Below are 15,717 nucleotides of genomic sequence, written 5' to 3' on the forward strand. Positions count from 1 at the left end.
GATTCCTGATCGCATCGTTCACTTCTCCTCCGGGATGCGCCGTTGCGCACGTGCATTTTTTTACATTCGGCATGTTGCGACGCACAAAAACGCCTGCTATTGTGCATTGCAACATGAACGAGAAGGCATCGGCGGATCGCCCAGGCCTTCACCGAAGACCGACCCCAGGAGGGTGCAGACGATGCGCGACTTCAATACCCAACAGTTCACCGAGCAATTCGAATCCCTCTTCTTCGGCCCGGCACGCGCCTATGCGTCGCTGTCCGTGGACTACACCGAAAAGCTGCTGCGCGCTCAGCTGGATGCCAGCCAGGCCTACACCGAAACCGGCATCGCCCAGCTGCGTTCCCTGCTCGACGTCAAGGATGCCGACGGTCTGCGTACCTACATGGAAGGCCAGCAGAAGGTCGCCAAGGAGTTGACCGAACGCTTCAAGAATGACGCCGAAAAGGTCGTCTCCCTGCAGCAGGATTTCGTCCAGCAAAGCCAGAAGCTGGCCGACGCCAACGTCAAGCAAGCCTCCGAGAGCGTCGAGAAGGCCACCCGCAAGGCCTGATCCTCGTTCCGACACGGCGCCCCAAGGGCCACCGCTACTGGCGGTGGCCCTTTTGCGTTAAGCTCTTGCGGCACACAGGGCCAATGCTAAAGAAAGAGAGACGCCATGCGCCATATCCTTCTGCCCCTTCTACTGGGCACCGTTCTCGCGGGCTGCCAGGCCCTTCCCCCATCGAGCGGCACGCAGCGCGATGACTCGGTCGACATCACCGATATCAGCGAAAAGCCCGCTACCGATACTGGTCGCGTACCGCGACAGGTCGACTTTCCCGCGGACGAGTATGCCGCCCTCGAGAAAACCGGCAACGCCGCGCTCAGTGGTCGCCTGACCCTCGACACCCCTTCCGGCACCGTGGTCGGCGCCGGCGAGACCGTCTCGGCGGCGCCGGTCACCACCTATTCCGCTGAAGCGGCCGAACAGGCCCTGGCCGGCCGCGCGGTGGAACGGGCGGATCCACGAGCCCGCGCCTATACCCACACGACCCGCACCGATGGCAATGGCTACTTCATGCTGCGCGGCCTGCCCTCCGGACACTTCTATGTATCAGGTAGCCTGGTTGACCCTTCGAGCGGCCAGCGCAAGGTCATCATTCACGAGACACGCCTGGGTGATGGCCAACACCGCGAGATACAACTGAACCGGTAACGCCACCGCCGATGGCGGCCACCAGGGTAGCGATCTACGCTGTGAGAGGAGTCTCACGCCACGCAGGAGACTCGGAATGCCTGCCTTGGCAGGCATTCCAGCGATGTCTCCCTGCCTGGTGGTGCCAAACGGAGGAGGTAGGTAATGGACGAAAAGGACATCGACAGCACACGCCTCGCCTGGCTGGCCGTGCCCTTGGCAGTGATCCTGGCGGCTCCGACCGCCCTGGCCGCATCACTGGAGGAACTTCGCCAGCAGGGCAGCATCCGTGTCGCCGTGGCCAACGAGGTGCCCTACGGCTATCTGGACGATGAAGGTCAGGGCCAGGGCGCCGGCCCCGAGGTGGCGCGCCACGTGCTCGAGGAAATCGGCATCGATGATATCGAGTGGGTCGCCACGTCCTTCGGCGACCTGATACCGGGCCTCGAGGAAGGACGCTTCGACATGGCCGCCGCCGAGATGGCCATTCGTCCCGAACGGTGCGAACGCGTGCTGTTCTCGGCGCCCAACACTTCCTATGGCGAAGGACTGCTGGTCAGGGCCACCAATCCCCTCGACATTCGCGGCTACGAAGACTTCGCCAGTCGTGACGACATCAGCGTCGCCGTTCTGCAGGGCGCGACCCAGGTCGATATCCTTCGGGCACTCGAGGTTCCCGACGATCGGATGACCACCATCGCGTCCAACGACGCCGCCATCGAAGCGCTGCTGTCCGATCGCGCCGATGCCTATGCCGGCACCGGCCTCACGGTCAGTCAGCTCGGTGGCCAGAGTCCGGATGTCGAGGTGGTGGAAGGCTTCGAGGATCCCAAGGTAGACGGCAAGATCGTCCGGAGCTGGGGCGGGTTCACCTTCCCCACCGACGCCGAGACGTTGCGGGATGCCTTCGATGACGCCCTCACGGACTATCGTCATACCCAGGAATGGGAAGACACCCTGACGCGCCACGGTTTCACCCAGGATGACGTCCTCAATGCCTTCCGCTTCGAGACCGAGTGGCTGTGCCGCCAGGAGACATGAGCGCGCTACCAGCCCAGCGCCTGCTTGACGAAAGGAATGGTGAGCTTGCGCTGGGCCGAGAGCGAAGCTCGGTCAAGGGTTTCCAGGACGTCGAACAACGCATCCAGGCGTCTGGGGCCACGATGCAGGATGTATCGGGCGACCTCGTCGGGCAGCTCCATGCCTCGCCCCCGAGCGCGCAACCGCAGGGCGTCGAGGCGCCCCTGGTCATCGAGCCCGGGGACCTGAAACGTCATTCCCCAGGTCAGGCGGGATGCCAGATCGGGTAAGGTGACCGCCAGTTGCCGAGGGGGCACCGAAGCGGCGACGATCAGGCGTCGCCCGTCGTCCCGCAGCCGATTGAAGGCATGGAACAATGCCTCTTCCCAGCGTTTGCGACCAACCACCCGATCCAGATCATCGATGGCCACCAGGTCGAGCCTTTCCACCTCCTCGAGCATCAACGGCGGAAAGTGCCCCAGCTCCTCGAGTGGCAGATAGAGGGCCCGCCGGTCCTGATCGGAAGCGGCATGGCAGGCCGCCTGCAGGAGATGGCTGCGTCCCACGCCATCGCTCCCCCACAGGTAGAGGAACGGCTCGCCACTCTCGTCCAGCTGATGCTTCAGGCAGGCCACCAGGGTCGCGCTGGGGCCAGGATGAAAGTTGGCGAAGGTGGCATCGTCTCGCAGCCCCACGCCCAGGGGCAACTGCGCGGGCGCTCGACTCATGGCGACTCCTCGTTCGAAGCTCGGTGGTCCGCGTCATAGAGCGCACTGTTTTTATAGCGATCGTGCAGATAACGCAACACCACCATGACCATGGCCGCCACCGGCAGCGCCACCAGCACCCCGGTGAAGCCGAACAGTTGGCCGCCGGCCAGCACGGCGAAGATCACCGCCACCGGGTGCAGGCCGATCTTGTCACCCAACAGCTTGGGCTGCAGCACGATGCTCTCGATGAACTGGCCAAAGCCGAAGACCGCCGCCACGCCCAGCAGCATCCATATCTCGCCTGACTGGAAGAAGGCGACCAGGCCGGATACCGAGATACCGACAATCACGCCGAGATAGGGCACGATACTGGCAAGCCCCGACAGCAGCCCGATCAAGAGCCCGAACTTCACGCCGAGCAAGGTCAGGCCAATGGCATAGATAATCCCGAGGCACAACATGACGATCAGTTGCCCGCGCAGGAAGGCCGAGAGAACTTCATCGCATTCCCCGGCCAGTCGCACCACCGTCGGCTCCCAGCGACGCGGCAGCGAACCGCGCACCTTGGCCACCAGGTCATCCCAGTCCAGCAGCAGGTAGAAGGTCACCACCGGAATCAACGCCAGGTTGCCGACCATCGCGACCAGTGCCAGTCCCGACTTCGACACCTGGGCCAGCAAGGTCGCAGCGAAGGTGCCGGTTTCCTTCCAGTTGTCGACCAGTGCCTGACGCATCTGATCGAAGTCCGTGCTGAGATCCATCCCCGTCATCGACTGGACGCGCGGCACCACCGTGCTCTGCACCCAGCCAAGAATGGCGGGCAACGACTCGATCAGTTGTCCTATCTGCCGGCCCAGGACCGGGATGACAAGCAACAGGCTCAAGACGATGATCAGCGTCAGCAGCAAGAACACCAGCGATACCGCCAGTCGTCGCGACAGCCCCTTCTCCTCGAGCCGATCGGCCAGCGGGTCACCGAGATAGGCCAGCACCATGCTGACGAAAAACGGCATCAACACCGGTTCTATGCTGATCAGGAACCATAACCCCAGCGCCGCCAGTACGGCCGCTATCCAACCTTGTCTACGCATCCTGCTCTCCCTGTGCGATGCCCGGTGTGGCGGTGCGTGCCACGCCTCGTGATGCTACAATCTGCGCCCGATCTTGCCCACCGCGGCGTCCTTGCGCCAATTGACGGCCAAGGCACCGGGACGCGCCTTCGACAGCAATGTTCATAACAGGACAGGCCATGACCGATTCCACCAAGCGCCCGAACGGCGCCTCGCTCAGCTACAAGGATGCCGGCGTCGACATCGATGCCGGCAATGCCCTGGTCGACCGCATCAAGGGCGTCGCCCGTCGCACGACTCGTCCCGAGGTGATGGGCGGGCTGGGCGGCTTCGGCGCGCTGTGCCAGCTCCCCAGCGGCTACCGCGAGCCGGTGCTGGTCTCCGGCACCGATGGCGTGGGAACCAAGCTGCGCCTGGCCATGGATCTCGGCCGGCACGACACCATCGGCATCGATCTGGTGGCCATGTGCGTCAACGACCTGGTCGTTGCCGGCGCCGAGCCTCTGCTGTTCCTCGACTACTATGCCACGGGCAAGCTGGATGTCGACATCGCCGCGGATGTGGTGACCGGCATCGGCCAGGGCTGCGAACAGGCCGGCTGTGCTCTGGTCGGCGGCGAAACCGCCGAAATGCCCGGCATGTACGAGGGCAGCGACTATGATCTGGCCGGCTTCTGCGTCGGCGTGGTCGAGAAAGACGAGATCCTCGATGGCCAGCGGGTCGACGAAGGCGATGTCCTGCTCGGCATGGCCTCATCCGGGCCCCACTCCAACGGCTACTCGCTGATCCGCAAGATTCTCGAGCTCAGCGAGGCATCCCTGGACACCGCCATCGACGGCCGCCCTCTGGGCGATGCCCTGATGGCGCCGACCCGCATCTACGTCAAGCCGCTGCTGTCCCTGCTCAAGGAAACCGACATCCCGGTCCATGCGCTGTCCCACATCACCGGGGGCGGGCTGCTCGAGAACCTCCCCAGGGTCCTGCCCGAGGGCACTGCCGCCCGCATCGACGCCGCAAGCTGGAAACGTCCGGCGGTCTTCGACTGGCTACAGACCCAGGGCAACGTCGATGAACACGAGATGCATCGCGTGCTCAACTGCGGCATTGGCATGGTTCTGGTGGTACCGGCGGATCGGGCCGACCAGGCCCGCGCCCACCTCCAGGCCCAGGGCGAGACGGTATACCGCATCGGCGACATCGTCGCACGCGGCGAGAATGACGAGGCGGTCCGACTGGAGAACCTGAACGAATGAGCGAGACCGACTACCCCAGCGACACCCTGCAGGACTTCACCCCCGAGCCCGCCGAGCCGCGGCGGATCGTGGTGCTGATCTCCGGCAACGGCAGCAATCTCCAGGCACTGATCGAAGCCCAGGAGCACGACCGCCTCGGCGGCGAGATCGCCGCGGTGATCTCCAACCAGCCCGACGCCTACGGCCTCAAGCGGGCTCGCGATGCTGGCATCGACGCCGTGGCGCTGCCCCATCGGGAATACGAGAGCCGTGAAGCCTTCGATGGTGCGCTGATCAAGGTTATCGAGCGCCACGAGCCCGACCTTGTGGTCCTGGCCGGCTTCATGCGCATTCTCACCCCTCGCTTCGTCCAGCGCTTCCTGGGCCGAATGCTCAACATCCACCCCTCGCTGCTGCCAGCCTACCAGGGCCTGCACACCCATGCCCGAGCCCTCGCCGATGGCGTGACCGAGCATGGCTGCAGCGTGCACTTCGTCACCGAAGAGCTGGACGGCGGCCCGGTGGCACTCCAGGCCGAGGTAAGGGTCGACCGCACGGACTCCGAAGACAGCCTGAAGGACAAGGTGCAGGCCCGCGAACACCTGATCTTGCCCATCGCCGTGAACTGGTTCCTCGAAGGCCGCCTCAAGCTGGCGGGCGACGCCGTCACCATGGACGGCACCCCCCTGCCCGCTACCGGCATGCGCCTTTCCCACGACGATGCCGCCGAGGAGCTGGACGAAGACGACTGAACACTTTACCAGCCCCCACTGACCACATCGGGGGCTGGTAGCGTCGCCACTTAGAAGGCCAGGCTAACGCCAACCTCGAAATGGGCGGCGATGTCATCCCATGTCTCGGCACCGGCCCCTAGATGCAGCCTGCCATTCTCGCCTAGCCGCATGCGCCAGCCGGCATCGACGCGCAGGTAGTGATCGCTGTCGCGCTCCATGTCATCGGCACTCCATGCATTGCTCGGCAGGCTGGCCAGGCGCACCTCGGCCACTTCGTCAGCGTCGAGGGGGCGATACGCCACGAAAGGCGCGGGGTACCAGGGCGAATCACTGTCCGCGAATCGATAATCGAATCGCACTTCAGCACTGACCCCATCCCCCTCCGGATCACCCGAGAGCGTGCGCCCCCGCCTCGGCCAGGGCATCCACCGCATCGGCCAAGGTATGAGCGGCGCTGACGGCTTCCTCCGGCCTTGTCACCTGGCCACTCAGGAAATCATTGCCGCCGCCGTTGATGTAGTAGAGCGCCTCCGGGGCGGCCATGCCGCCGACAGCGGGGAGATAGCCGTTCTGGGTCCGGTCAAATGGCGTTCCCGCCTGCACAACCGAGCCACCCTCCTGGGTGATCGAGGCCCATATCTGGCCGGTGGTATACCCGCCCACCGCATAATTGGTGCCATCCAGCAAGCCGGCCTGCTGCCGGCCGATGGAAGTCGAAGGAATCGCGGAGAGGCCCAGCTTTTGTGCCAGCAACTGCGTCGCTACTGGCCCATAGGGTGTAGTGTCGTGGTCCGGTCCCAGCCGGTTGGTAAAGCGTTGCGCATTCAGCCCGCCCGACTCGCCATCCGGAAACTGCCCCGTGTCGCTCAGGCTGTCGCCGAACACATAGACGCTGGAATAAGCTATCGCCGGAGCCGAGGCCATGAGCCCGGCCACTCCCATTCCGGCACAGAGGATGGTAGCCATCAGGCGGCGAAGCTCGAAGTATTGAGTTATTCCAGCCGTGGTTCCAGAGGGAAGTCCCTTGATCATTATCGTATCCTTTTGTCTTATTGCCCTGTTGCCTTGAAGATCGGTGCGATCCAGCGCCACCGATATCTGAAAAGATTGGCAGCAAAACGTACGATTCAATCAAGTGTTTGCAACATTTTTTACCAAGAGCTCATTACAATCTCCGGGGAAACCCGGATAACAGACACACGAATGAACGTTGGGCGCCCTGTGGTCACGCAGAAACCTGATGGAACGCCGCCCGGGGAATGTCGCCACCAAGGAGGTCGGAGTGACGTACGACGAATACAATGACGTTTGCCGTTCCCTGCCGGCGACCACCTACGTCATGCAATGGGGCGGTTCTCATGTCTGGAAGGTCGGAGGCAAGGTATTCGCCATCGGCGGCTGGGAGAAGCTCGATATGCCGGCATTCACTTTCAAGGTCTCGGAGCTCGACTTCGAGGTGCTGCGCGATCAGCCAGGATTCAGACCCGCTCCCTACCTGGCCTCGCGCGGCCTGAAATGGATACAGCTATACGACGGCCGCCAATGCCCGAACGACGAATTGAGCCACTATCTCAGCGAATCGCATCATCTAGTGACGATGGGGTTGAGCAAAAGGTACCGGCGGGAGCTCGGCCTCGAATAACCGCATCGCGAGCCTGCCACGACAAAAGCCGAAGGAACCTGACAAGCAACCTGGCAGGTCGCCCCTCCGCTTCGGCACAGGCTCATTCAGGTCCGTGGCAGCGTCACCCCACGCTGCCCCATGTACTTGCCCCCACGATCCTTGTAGGAAGTGGCGCAGACCTCGTCGGATTCCAGGAACAACATCTGGGCTACCCCTTCGTTGGCATAGATCTTGGCCGGCAGGTTGGTGGTATTGGAAAACTCCAGGGTCACATGCCCTTCCCATTCCGGCTCGAGCGGCGTCACGTTGACGATGATGCCGCAACGCGCATAGGTGGACTTGCCAAGGCAGATGGTCAACACGCTGCGGGGAATGCGGAAGTATTCGACGGTGCGCGCCAGGGCAAAGGAATTGGGCGGAATCACGCAGACATCGCCCTTGATGTCGACGAAGCTCTTGTCGTCAAACCCCTTGGGGTCAACCACCGCCGAGTGGATGTTGGTGAACACCTTGAACTCATCGGAACAGCGGACATCGTAACCGTAGCTGGACGTCCCGTAGGAGATCACCCGCTGGTCGTTCACATAACGTACCTGATCGGCCTCGAAGGGCTCGATCATGCCCTCCTGCTCGGCCATGCGACGGATCCAGTTGTCGGATTTGATGCTCATGGGGTCGTCCTGGTGGGTCGAAACAAGGCCCGCCATGATAGCGGGCACGACGCCTGTCGTCACGGTTCAACAAAGCTCATTCGCTAAACGAGATCTCCGGTCCCTCGTCTACCGGCCCGCCCAGTTGCTCGGCCACCTGGCGCGCCATATCACGGAAGGTAGCGGTCACCTCGCCATCGGGCTCGGCCACCACGGTCGGCTCGCCGCCATCGGCCTGCTCGCGAATCGCCAGGGTCAGCGGCAAGCGTCCCAGCAGGCGGGTATCATATTCCGCCGCGATGCGCTCGCCCCCGCCTTCGCCGAAAATCGGCTCACTGTGGCCACAGTTCGAGCAGACATGCAGGCTCATGTTCTCCACCACGCCGAAGGTGGGCACATTGACCTTGCGAAACATCTCGATGCCCTTCCGGGCATCCAGCAGCGCGATGTCCTGGGGAGTGGTGACGATCACGGCGCCGTCCACCGGCACCTTCTGCGCCAGCGTAAGCTGGATGTCCCCCGTGCCGGGCGGCATGTCGATGAACAGCACATCCAGGTCATCCCACACTGTCTGGGTCAGCAACTGCTGGAAGGCACCGGCCACCATCGGGCCACGCCACACCGTCGGTTCGCGAACGTCGATCATGAATGCCATGGACATCGCCTGCAGGCCATGGGCTTCCAGGGGCTTGAGACGATTCTCGCCGGCCGATTCGGGCCTTGTCCCCTCGGCGACACCCAGCATGCGAGCCTGGCTGGGCCCATGGATATCGGCGTCGAGAATGCCGACGCGATACCCTTCGGCCGCCATGGCCAAGGCCAGGTTGGCGGTGACGGTGGACTTGCCGACGCCTCCCTTGCCGGACGCCACGGCAACGATATGCTTGACCCCTTCGATCACGACTCGCTCCTTTTGCACTTTGGGGGGCCGACCGCCTTGCGGCCGGAGTGACCAGTATACCTGTCCCCGCTCGGCGTCATGCAACGTCGAGCATGCCCATGAACGACAAAGGACGCGCCTTGGCGCGTCCTTTCATCGGCAACTCGAGACGCTCAGGCCTCCTGAGCCTCCTTCTCCTGGTCGGATGACTCCTGCGCCTTCTCGTCGCCCTCGCCTGACTCGGAGGAAGACGATGCGGCCTTGCCATCCTGAGAGCGGGAGGCGTCGCCCTCGCTCGACCCGGAAGACGTCGAGGCGTCGTCACCGGCTTCCGGGCGAGCCTTGCCGTCACTGGCGCCATCGTCGGATGCCACCTCGGCATCCAGGTCAGCCAGGGCATCGCGCCAGCCCGCCAGGTCGCTCTTCAGTTGTGCCAATTGCTGGCTGCGCGCATCGACCTTGGCGTCGAGCCCGGCCAACTCCTGGCGTCCTTCCTGGAGCTTGGCCTGCAAGGCTTCCAGCTTGCTGCTGGCATCGTCACGCTGAGCCTGCAGTTGCTGGTGCTGCTCGCGCAATGGCTTCAGGGAAGACTTGAGCTCGTCGCGCTGCTCCTCGAGTTCGGCAACCTCTTTCGCCAGGGTCTCCCGTTGCTGTTCAGCCTTCTTGCGCGCTTGCTCGGCCTCCTTGCGAGCCGCCTGAGCTTCGTCCCGAGCCTGAGTGGCCTTTTCCGCCTCCTGCTGGGCCTGCTCCAGAGACGCCTGATGCGTTTCGAGCTGCTGCTCGGCCTTGTCAACCTTGGCTTGCAAGGGCTCGAGGGCAGCATTGGCTTGCTCGAGCTGCGCCTCGGCCTGCTCCACTTCGGAGGTGACGCTCTCCAACTCTGCCTCGGCGGCCTTGCGCTGCTGTTCGAGCTCAGCGGTACGCGCCTGGAGTTCCTCGACCTCGGTTTGCGCCGCCTCGTACTCAGCCACCTGGCTCTTGAGCGTCTGGTTCTCGGTCTGCGCCGTCTCAAGGCGTGATTGCAGGGAACGACGCGCCTCGTTGCTGGAGCTGACACTGGATTGAGCGAACAGCGCCCAGATCACGGCCACCACGGCCACGATAGCCAGCACCCTGACGCGGTTGTCCTGAAAGAGCTCTCGCATGGAACTGTCTGACATCGGCTTTCTCCCCCGACATGGGTCGATGTGGATGGTATAGGCCCCTTCCCGGGCCATACGCGATGGGTCGATTCAGCATACACCCTGGGGCGCCACCTTGCGCCCCCTCGTCCACACCGGGGCACAATCCTTCACAAGCGAACCTCATGGGGCAGACGTTCGCCATCCCGGCATGCGGCGATTGACGTGAATCGCGTCGAACAGCGTATCATGCCGGAAGATCCTCGACCGGCTTGCCCATGTCTGATTCTCCGGTGCCATCCTCCCGACGCCGCCTGCCACTTCTCGCCAGTCGCGTGGCACACTTCGCCTGGCGGGTATTGACCACCTTCCTGCGCAATCGCGGCATCCTGCTGGCGGGCGGCGTCGGCTACAACGTCCTGCTGTCGATCGTGCCGTTGTTTGCCCTGCTAGTCGTGCTGCTGGCCGGCGTGGTGGACGAACAGCAACTGATGGGCGTGCTGGCCATCCAGGTGCGCCACCTCACTCCCGCCTATGCCGAGGTGGTACTCGATGCGGTGCGCTCGCTGCTCGACTCGCGTGATGCCATCGGCATTCTCGGCATCCCGGTGCTGCTGGTCTTCAGTTCTTTCGCCTTCCGCATGCTGGAGGATGCCCTGGCGATCATCTTCCATGCCCCGGATACCCACGCCGGTCGCTCGGTGTGGGTCTCGGTGCTGATGCCCTATGCCTTCATGCTGGTGCTCGGCGCCAGCCTGCTGAGCCTGACGCTCATGGTCAGCCTGGCCAATACCGTCAATGCGGTCTGGATGGCCTTGCTCGGGCGTGAACTGCCGTTGTCGGGACTCTCCGGCCCGATGCTCAACCTGACCAGCTTCGTCGGCGTCTTCCTGCTGTTCAGCGCCATCTACAAGGTCATGCCGGTCGTACGGATCGCCCTGCACCGCGCCCTGGTCGGCGGCTTCGTCGCCGCCCTGCTCTGGGAAGGCGCGCGCCTGCTGCTGGTCCTCTATTTCACCAACCTCTCCTTCGTCAACGCCGTCTATGGCTCCCTAGCGACGCTGATCGTGATCCTGCTGATCCTGGAGGTCGGCGCCATCATCCTGCTGCTCGGCGCCCAGGTCATCGCCGAGCTGGAACGCAACACCCGCCTGGGCCTGGCCTGGCACATCGACTCCCGCCACCAGGCCGTCACCCACGTCGACTGACGCCCCGACCTTCCGGCATCAGAAGGTGGACAGCCCACTGGCCTCCATCAGTCGATATCGCCACCAGGCCATGGCGCCCACGTCATCGGCCTCGACGTATTCGCGGCTGGTGGTTCGCTGCGGCGTCGAATGCCAGCGTCGCTCGACGTAGTCGATGGCCGCGGCCAGCACCGGCTCGCTCGACACGCCCGTCAAACGTACGCTGGTCTCCAGATTGAGATTATCGAGATTGCGCCGCGTGTAGTTGGCCGACCCCAAGATCATCGAGGCTTCACCGCCCGCAGCGGGTCGATGCAGCAGCAGCTTGGTGTGGCATTGCTCGCCTCGGGTAACGCACCAGCGCACCTCGATGCCGGCCGCCTCGAGCTCCTCGGCCACCGGTCGATTGGGAATGCCACCCTTTTCGATGCCGAAGGCCTCGCGATTGGCATCGAGCAGCACCCGCACCTCCACGCCGCGACGCCGGGCCTCGACCAGCGCTTCAATCAAGGGCCGATGCGACAGATAGAAGACCGCGACATCGAGCCGATCGCCGGATGCCGCCCCACGCACCATCTGCAGCAAAGCGTCACGGATCGCCCCTTCGGTCAGTATCTTCAAGCTCGTGCCCGAAGGCTCGGTGGATGACGGCGGCGGTAGAGGCCCCGGCAGCTCCACCCCGGCCCAGGCCGCGACCGGGCGTTCCGAGGCCAGCAGGTCGAGCGCTGCCGGCCCCTCGAAGCGCAGCGCCAGGTTATCGTGCAGGCTGCTCGCATCATGGGGATTGGCAGAGGTCACCAGTCCGGCCCAGCCATCCCCCTGGTCCACCACCAGGGTCTTGCGGTGATTGGCGCGGAAGTTGAGCATCGCCAGATAACTGCGCAGGGTCACGTGTCCTCGCCCCAGGGCATTGGGCAGCCAGCCGCCCTCGGGATCGTTGCCCAGCCGGTCGAGTCCCAGGTGCCAGATACCGGACCAAAGCGGATTGGAGGCTCGCAGTCGGTCCAGATCGGTCTCCACGACCTTGATGCCAGCCTCGCGTAGCCGCTCCAGGTGAGCCAGCGCCAAGCCACCGTACAGCGTGTTCAGCGGATCGGTGATGACCACCACATCGAGGTCGGGATGACGGGAGCGCTGTGCGATCAATGCTTGAGTCAAGCGGGACGAGAGCGGCACGAAATCGGCGTCTCCCGACGCGGAGCCCGCGAAGTCGTTGAACAGGAACATGTCCATCACGACCAGGCGTCGCGCCTGGGCGATCATCGCCAGGGCCTCGTCGAAGATCGCCTGGTCGAGATGCCGCCGGCCCGAGGCGTCGTACCAGGTCTCGTCGACGAGCAGCCGCGCCCCGGTGACGGGGCGTTCGGGATAGGCCTTTCCGATGCCTTCCGGCAGCGGCTTGTATCGCTGCCAGGCGGCCATGGCCCCCCACAGCACCAACGCGATGGCCAAGGCTCCCCACAACCACATGATCCTGCCGCCTCCCCGGCGGGTACTCGCGAGTCTTGGCATGCCGGCGCTCCCTGCTGATGACGGCCAGTCCTCTGACCCCCTGCCAAGCAGCATACCGGCTTGCCGTCCGCCGTGCAGGTTCCGTTACCTGCCAGAATCAGGACAGGGCGAAGAAGGCGCCAATCGCCGCGATCACGGCACCGACAACGCGCAAGGGGCGACTCTGCCGAGCCTGCAGCCAACCGCCGGCCAAGCGCGCGGCCAGGGTGATGGCCAGGGTTGCCAGACTGAAGCCCGCCAGATAAGTGACCAGCGAGGCGCCATGCGGCATCTCGGTGCCATGGGCATAGCCGTGAAAGAGCATGAAGCCCACCACCAACAGGCCGCCGACGAGGCTCGGCAGTCTTGCCAGGGTCGCGACCAGAATACCTGCCAGCAGAACAGACAGGGCAATGGCACTTTCCACGCCTGGCAGGCTGATGCCGGCAACGGCCAGTCCGGCACCGATGATCATGCCCCCCACCGCCAGCAAGGGAATAGCCAAACGCGGCCGGAGCGGCTGGCCGAGACTCCACAGGCCGATGGCCACCATCGCCAGCAAGTGATCAGGGCCCAGCAGCGGATGTGTCAGGCCAGCCATGAAACCGCCGTGCTCGGCGCCGTGTCCGGGATGTGCCATGGCCAGGCCGGACGCCAGCAACAGGCCGGGAACGGTCAGCCAGACACGAAAATGAGGCAGAAGGGGCATGGGGATCTCCTTATCGTGATCGAAGGTCTGGAGGTGAAAAGGGTCAGTCATCCGCGACGGCACCTGCCAAGCCGGTCGGGCAGCATGCCGCGCTCGAGGAGAAAATCGACGATGGTATCCAGTCCTATGCCATCGTGCAGGTTGGTGAACACGAAGGGCCGCTCGCCACGCATCATGGTGGCATCGCGCTCCATCACGTCGAGCGAGGCGTGAACCTGCTCGGCGATGTCGATCTTGTTGATGATCAGCAGGTCCGACTTGGTAATGCCTGGCCCTCCCTTGCGCGGGATCTTGTCGCCGGCCGAGACATCGATGACATACAGCGTCAGATCGGATAGCTCCGGGCTGAAGGTCGCCGACAGGTTGTCGCCACCGGATTCGACCAGCACCAGTTCGAGCCCTGGGTGGCGTGCCTGAAGATCGTCGATGGCAGCGAGATTCATCGAGGCATCCTCGCGGATCGCGGTGTGCGGACAACCGCCGGTCTCGACCCCGAGAATCCGGTCGGCAGGCAGCGCCTGATGATGTGTCAGGAAGTCGGCATCCTCACGGGTATAGATATCGTTGGTCACCACCGCGAGGTCGTAGTGATCGCGCAATGCCAGGCACAACTGCTTGAGCAACGCCGTCTTGCCGGAGCCCACCGGACCACCGACGCCTACACGCAGGCAATGTTTCATCTCATTTTCTCCTTGGCCGTCAGGGCGGCTCTGTCAGGTTTGCGGTACAGCCAGGCCGCTGCCGAATCCACCTCGCGTGGCCGCTGGTGACTCGGTCGAGGCGACGCGGTCGATCTTCAGGGAGGAAGATCGAGGAAAGCCGGCACAGGGCGGTGCCGTCTTTCCGACCACAGGAGACCGACCGAGGCGCCAGGGTTTCGGACGCGGGGCGTGGTGCGCGCAGTGCGCAGGCCTGGCCGGCTTCCATCTGTCAACTTCGAAACAACCGCGAATACTGGGTCTCGTGCAGGGCGCTGGCGAGCGCCAGGCCGGGCAGTGCCGGCCCGAGCTCATCGTCGGGCAGCGTCAACGCCGTCTCGACCGCTCGGGTCAGGGCGGGCCGCATGCGCTCGATGATACGCTGCGCCGCCGTCTGGCCCAGCGGCAATGCCTTGCAGGCCACGGCCAGTTGGTTCTCGAGCCAGGCCCAGGCAAAGCCCAGCAGTGCCGACCGCTCATCGATGTCGCGCCGCCAGGCAGCCAGGCCGAACATCACCACATAGCCTGGTGACTCGGGAGGCCGCGGCGCTGACGGCAAGAGCGCCAGGTTGTCCAGAAGGCGTACCAGCGCAGCACCCAGGCGTTCCTCCTCCTCGAGCAATTCACGGGTCTCGCGGTTGGCCAGGAGCCAGTCGTTCCAGTACGTCAGCGCCGCCGAATCGCCTGCCGCCCAGGCTCGCATGGCACGGGCCAGCACCGGCAGATCGCAATGCATCAGCCCATCGTCGAGCACGCCATGCACCCAGGTCTCGAGGCTCTTTTCGTCGCCCACCCAGCCAAGCTCGAAGGCGCTCTCCAGCCCCTGCGACCAGGCGAAGGCCCCGATCGGCAACGCCGGGCTGACCAGTTGCAGCAGCCCCACCAGCGCCAACGGATCAGGGTGGCCGGATTCAATGGGCATGATCGTGGCCATGATGATGGCGGCCACCGTCGTAGGCGCCAGGCTCGGGATCGAATGGCGCCTCGTGATACTCGAGTCTGGCGCCGAGCCGTTCGGCCAGGGCCTCCAGCACATGGTCCGGCGGGAAGCGCACGAAACCGCCGCGTTCGCCCTCTCCCAGCGCCAGTTGCACATGGCGGTTGCCCAGATGGTAGGCGAGCCTGGCCTGCGGCAATCCGGCATCGACCCATGCCGTGACTACCGACTCGTCGGCCGCCCTCACCCGGATCACCTCGCCGCTTCCGGCACGCAGGCCGTCGCCGTCGCGCAGTACCGGGCCGCGCTCCAGGAACAGGCCGAGCTCGCGTCCCGCATCGCTCATCGCCTTGAGCCGGCCCAGCACACGACGCTCATAGGGCAACGTCAGGGTATCGGTGGCGCGGTCTGCCGCGATGGGTCCCAGGCGTTCGATCAGTGTCAGCATCGTCGTCGTTTCCTTGCCTCCGGGCT

At 64.4% G+C, this 15,717-nt stretch carries 19 protein-coding genes; 7 read left to right on the top strand and 12 right to left on the bottom strand.

Features of this window, described 5'->3' with window-relative positions; genetic code table 11:
- Positions 1 to 181 precede the first annotated feature (181 nt).
- The 3 genes from A9O65_RS04795 to ehuB all read left to right on the top strand — a co-directional run bounded on the left by A9O65_RS04795 (position 182) and on the right by ehuB (position 2,221).
- Positions 182 to 556: a phasin family protein gene (locus tag A9O65_RS04795; RefSeq protein WP_064701507.1), complete on the top strand. Its 375-nt coding sequence runs from the start codon at positions 182 to 184 to the stop codon at positions 554 to 556.
- 105 nt (positions 557 to 661) lie between these two features.
- On the top strand, positions 662 to 1,201 hold the full coding sequence (locus A9O65_RS04800) for a hypothetical protein (protein WP_064701508.1): 540 nt from the start codon (positions 662 to 664) through the stop codon (positions 1,199 to 1,201).
- A 144-nt stretch (positions 1,202 to 1,345) separates the two neighbouring features.
- Positions 1,346 to 2,221, top strand: a complete 876-nt coding sequence (ehuB, locus tag A9O65_RS04805) for an ectoine/hydroxyectoine ABC transporter substrate-binding protein EhuB (protein ID WP_064700347.1) — start codon at positions 1,346 to 1,348, stop codon at positions 2,219 to 2,221.
- 5 nt (positions 2,222 to 2,226) lie between these two features.
- Here ehuB and hda read toward each other — a convergent pair whose 3' ends face one another.
- Both hda and A9O65_RS04815 read right to left on the bottom strand, forming a co-directional pair.
- The gene (gene hda, locus A9O65_RS04810; protein ID WP_064700348.1) at positions 2,227 to 2,928 is read right to left on the bottom strand and encodes a DnaA regulatory inactivator Hda; all 702 of its coding nucleotides are present in this window, start codon (positions 2,926 to 2,928) and stop codon (positions 2,227 to 2,229) included.
- Complete coding sequence (locus tag A9O65_RS04815) at positions 2,925 to 4,001, bottom strand: AI-2E family transporter (protein ID WP_064700349.1); 1,077 nt, start codon at positions 3,999 to 4,001, stop codon at positions 2,925 to 2,927. The genes hda and A9O65_RS04815 overlap by 4 nt, the downstream gene beginning before the upstream one ends.
- 158 nt (positions 4,002 to 4,159) lie before the next feature.
- Here A9O65_RS04815 and purM point away from each other — a divergent pair, with 158 nt between their 5' ends.
- Positions 4,160 to 5,233: a phosphoribosylformylglycinamidine cyclo-ligase gene (purM, locus tag A9O65_RS04820; protein WP_064700350.1), complete on the top strand. Its 1,074-nt coding sequence runs from the start codon at positions 4,160 to 4,162 to the stop codon at positions 5,231 to 5,233.
- Complete coding sequence (gene purN, locus A9O65_RS04825) at positions 5,230 to 5,964, top strand: phosphoribosylglycinamide formyltransferase (RefSeq protein WP_064700351.1); 735 nt, start codon at positions 5,230 to 5,232, stop codon at positions 5,962 to 5,964. The genes purM and purN overlap by 4 nt, the downstream gene beginning before the upstream one ends.
- Positions 5,965 to 6,014: 50 nt before the next feature.
- On the opposite strand, the gene A9O65_RS04830 is transcribed toward purN, so the two are convergent.
- Together A9O65_RS04830 and A9O65_RS04835 are read right to left on the bottom strand one after the other, a co-directional pair.
- A complete protein-coding gene (locus A9O65_RS04830; protein WP_139180671.1) occupies positions 6,015 to 6,248 on the bottom strand; it encodes a hypothetical protein in 234 nt (77 codons plus the stop codon).
- A gap of 85 nt (positions 6,249 to 6,333) precedes the next feature.
- Positions 6,334 to 6,870 carry an SGNH/GDSL hydrolase family protein gene (locus A9O65_RS04835; protein ID WP_139180672.1) on the bottom strand — a complete coding sequence of 179 codons (537 nt, stop codon included), beginning with the start codon at positions 6,868 to 6,870 and terminating at the stop codon, positions 6,334 to 6,336.
- A gap of 316 nt (positions 6,871 to 7,186) precedes the next feature.
- Between A9O65_RS04835 and A9O65_RS04840 the strand changes: the two genes are divergently transcribed.
- Entirely contained in the window at positions 7,187 to 7,588 is a 402-nt protein-coding gene (locus A9O65_RS04840; RefSeq protein ID WP_254783115.1) for an MmcQ/YjbR family DNA-binding protein, read from the top strand.
- An 86-nt stretch (positions 7,589 to 7,674) separates the two neighbouring features.
- Here A9O65_RS04840 and dcd read toward each other — a convergent pair whose 3' ends face one another.
- From dcd to A9O65_RS04855, 3 genes are all read right to left on the bottom strand, one after another.
- Complete coding sequence (dcd, locus tag A9O65_RS04845; RefSeq protein ID WP_064700354.1) at positions 7,675 to 8,241, bottom strand: dCTP deaminase; 567 nt, start codon at positions 8,239 to 8,241, stop codon at positions 7,675 to 7,677.
- Between the two features lie 76 nt (positions 8,242 to 8,317).
- Positions 8,318 to 9,139 carry an iron-sulfur cluster carrier protein ApbC gene (apbC, locus tag A9O65_RS04850; protein WP_073292152.1) on the bottom strand — a complete coding sequence of 274 codons (822 nt, stop codon included), beginning with the start codon at positions 9,137 to 9,139 and terminating at the stop codon, positions 8,318 to 8,320.
- Between the two features lie 134 nt (positions 9,140 to 9,273).
- Positions 9,274 to 10,260 (bottom strand): coiled-coil domain-containing protein, encoded by a 987-nt coding sequence (locus A9O65_RS04855; protein ID WP_064701511.1) that lies wholly within the window; start codon positions 10,258 to 10,260, stop codon positions 9,274 to 9,276.
- 239 nt (positions 10,261 to 10,499) lie between these two features.
- On the opposite strand from A9O65_RS04855, the gene A9O65_RS04860 reads away from it, so the two are divergent.
- Positions 10,500 to 11,429 carry a YihY/virulence factor BrkB family protein gene (locus A9O65_RS04860; protein ID WP_064700356.1) on the top strand — a complete coding sequence of 310 codons (930 nt, stop codon included), beginning with the start codon at positions 10,500 to 10,502 and terminating at the stop codon, positions 11,427 to 11,429.
- 18 nt (positions 11,430 to 11,447) lie between these two features.
- Here A9O65_RS04860 and A9O65_RS04865 read toward each other — a convergent pair whose 3' ends face one another.
- The 5 genes from A9O65_RS04865 to ureE all read right to left on the bottom strand — a co-directional run bounded on the left by A9O65_RS04865 (position 11,448) and on the right by ureE (position 15,691).
- Positions 11,448 to 12,920, bottom strand: coding sequence for a phospholipase D-like domain-containing protein (locus tag A9O65_RS04865; protein ID WP_082920037.1), 1,473 nt, complete (start codon positions 12,918 to 12,920; stop codon positions 11,448 to 11,450).
- Positions 12,921 to 13,017: 97 nt separating this feature from the next.
- Complete coding sequence (locus A9O65_RS04870) at positions 13,018 to 13,608, bottom strand: HupE/UreJ family protein (RefSeq protein WP_064701512.1); 591 nt, start codon at positions 13,606 to 13,608, stop codon at positions 13,018 to 13,020.
- A gap of 47 nt (positions 13,609 to 13,655) precedes the next feature.
- Entirely contained in the window at positions 13,656 to 14,288 is a 633-nt protein-coding gene (gene ureG, locus A9O65_RS04875) for an urease accessory protein UreG (protein WP_064701513.1), read from the bottom strand.
- 250 nt (positions 14,289 to 14,538) lie between these two features.
- Positions 14,539 to 15,228 carry an urease accessory protein UreF gene (locus A9O65_RS04880; RefSeq protein ID WP_244534460.1) on the bottom strand — a complete coding sequence of 230 codons (690 nt, stop codon included), beginning with the start codon at positions 15,226 to 15,228 and terminating at the stop codon, positions 14,539 to 14,541.
- Positions 15,218 to 15,691: an urease accessory protein UreE gene (ureE, locus tag A9O65_RS04885; RefSeq protein ID WP_064701514.1), complete on the bottom strand. Its 474-nt coding sequence runs from the start codon at positions 15,689 to 15,691 to the stop codon at positions 15,218 to 15,220. The genes A9O65_RS04880 and ureE overlap by 11 nt, the downstream gene beginning before the upstream one ends.
- Positions 15,692 to 15,717: the final 26 nt, after the last annotated feature.

The organism is Halomonas caseinilytica (assembly GCF_001662305.1).
GTDB lineage: Bacteria > Pseudomonadota > Gammaproteobacteria > Pseudomonadales > Halomonadaceae > Halomonas > Halomonas caseinilytica.